3 protein-coding genes are annotated in these 2143 nt (G+C 37.5%); all 3 read left to right on the forward strand.

Annotation, left to right across the window (positions count from 1 at the left end):
* The first annotated feature begins 34 nt into the window (after positions 1–34).
* Genes CK510_RS29645 through CK510_RS29655 form a run of 3 tightly spaced genes read left to right on the forward strand, consistent with a single transcriptional unit; the run spans position 35 to position 2028 of the window.
* Positions 35–1018: a decaprenyl-phosphate phosphoribosyltransferase gene (locus CK510_RS29645; RefSeq protein ID WP_095725024.1), complete on the forward strand. Its 984-nt coding sequence runs from the start codon at positions 35–37 to the stop codon at positions 1016–1018.
* A gap of 14 nt (positions 1019–1032) precedes the next feature.
* The gene (locus CK510_RS29650) at positions 1033–1608 is read left to right on the forward strand and encodes a YqeG family HAD IIIA-type phosphatase (RefSeq protein ID WP_095725023.1); all 576 of its coding nucleotides are present in this window, start codon (positions 1033–1035) and stop codon (positions 1606–1608) included.
* A 48-nt stretch (positions 1609–1656) separates the two neighbouring features.
* Positions 1657–2028 carry an SMR family transporter gene (locus CK510_RS29655; protein WP_245912509.1) on the forward strand — a complete coding sequence of 124 codons (372 nt, stop codon included), beginning with the start codon at positions 1657–1659 and terminating at the stop codon, positions 2026–2028.
* The last annotated feature ends 115 nt before the right edge of the window (positions 2029–2143 follow it).

Below are 2143 nucleotides of genomic sequence, written 5' to 3' on the forward strand. Positions count from 1 at the left end.
ATCAAAAGGGTGTGCCCTTTTTATCAACAAAATTATGAATAATCGACATGTTGAACTGTTAGGTAAACCGATTAAAGCAAAAAAGCGAATTGTTGCACATATTAATGCATTACGTCCGCGACAATGGACTAAAAATTTAATTGTTTTTGCTGCACCTTTATTTGCTTTTAGTATTAACTTTTCATCTTTTTCTGGTAGTGCTTTTGCTTTTTTGGCATTTTGTGCTGCATCGAGCGGATTTTACTTAATTAATGATATTGCAGATGTGGAATCCGATCGTCAGCATCCAGTCAAATGTAAACGTCCAATTGCAGCAGGTTTGGTAAGTGTTCCGATCGCCATTGTGATGGCAGTACTGTTGTTGGGTGGTTCAGTCAGTTTAAGCTGGATGTTTTCCCCTGCATTAGGTGCAGTCATTAGCGGATATGCAATATTACAGGTTGCCTATAATCTCTGTCTGAAACGGATGGTGATATTGGATATTTGTGCGATCGCAATGGGTTTTGTGTTGCGTGCAAGTGCGGGAGCAGCAGCAACCCGAATTATCGTTTCACCTTGGTTTGTGTTGTGTACGGCAATGTTAGCGCTATTTTTAGCGATTGAAAAACGTAAGGCAGAATTGCGGTTAGCGAAACTCAAAGGTAGTAAACCCCGTGCTGTTCTCCAACAATATTCACTACCACTGCTACAACGGATGGAAAGCATCGTCACTACCGGAGCAGTAGTCTCCTATGCACTATGGAGTTCGGGTCCTGTAGTCCGTGGTGCATCGACTTCTTGGATGCTTGTGACTTTGCCGTTTGTACTTTATGGTATTTTCCGCTACCAACTTTTGAGTGACCCTCAGGAAATTGAGAACGATGTTCGTAGTGAATTTGAACGGGGTGGACGTAGCGAACGACCAGAGGAAGTTTTGCTTAAAGACTTACCAATTTTAATCACAGTTGTTAGTTGGATATTGACTTGCTTTGCAATCCTATGGTTGAAACATCAAGGTTTAATTCAAACAGGGTTCTAAAGGGAAATTTATTGATGTTTTCAGTTACAAAAGCCTTATCCCAATTATTTTTCAAGAGATGGGGGCGCAAACCCCAAAAATCATATCGTTATTCAGTAGAGATACTTGCTGATATTGATATTGATTGGTTACTTCAGTGTGGGTGTAAAGGCATTATTTTAGACTTAGATAACACAATCGTATCTGAAGACGACAAATATTTATCTCCGGGTGCGGAAGAATGGATTAGTAAAGCCAAATTTGCAGGATTAATATTTTTTATTCTCTCAAATGGGAAACGTCAACACCGTGTTATCTATTGGTCAAATCGTCTTGATATTACCGCATTAAGTCCGGCAAAAAAGCCTTTTCCTAAGCCATTTAAACATGCTATTTCTTATATGCGATCCCATCCTTCCCAAGTCTTTGTAATTGGTGATTCATTCCATACTGATGTCATGGGAGCAAAAATAAGTGGGTGTCATTGTATTCAGGTTGCAACCCTTCCCCATCCTCCTCGCTGGTGGGAAAAAGTAGCAGGTAGATACTTACAAAAACCATATCCACAGCAGCGCGAAATCTGGACTTTTAATCAAGAAAATCATATCTAATAAAACTAGAACTAAAAATATTCTGTTTCATTCAGATTGATTTAGTAAATGAATCGTTTTCTACAAAACAAAATACATAATATCATGCAACAACTTCTGATTGGGGGATTAATCATCCTCACTGTTATCTTAAATACGGGAGCGCAAACCCTACTCAAAATGGGATCGGGTCAAAATTTGCTAAATTTCTATTTATTTGGTGGAATTTGTTTATATGGAATTAGCACTATCTTTTATATTTTAGTCTTAGGTAAGTTTAATCTATCTGTAGCCTATCCACTTGTAATTGGCTTAACCATAGTTGCTACAACAATTGCAAGTAGTATTATCCTACGGGAAAAAATAGTAACTTCACAGTGGATTGGTGTGGGATTACTTATTAGTGGAATTTGGGCAATTACACTTAATAAATCAGTATGATGAAATCGATGTAAGTACTTAATTATTCACAATCCGGAGTAAAACTGATAAGTAAAGTTTCAAATATCTGAATTTTATCTATTTCTTAATTTTCTCAAATAGCAAGGTTTCCTAG

Origin of the sequence: Brunnivagina elsteri CCALA 953, assembly GCF_002289455.1 — a bacterium.
GTDB classification, from domain to species: Bacteria; Cyanobacteriota; Cyanobacteriia; order Cyanobacteriales; family Nostocaceae; genus Brunnivagina; species Brunnivagina elsteri.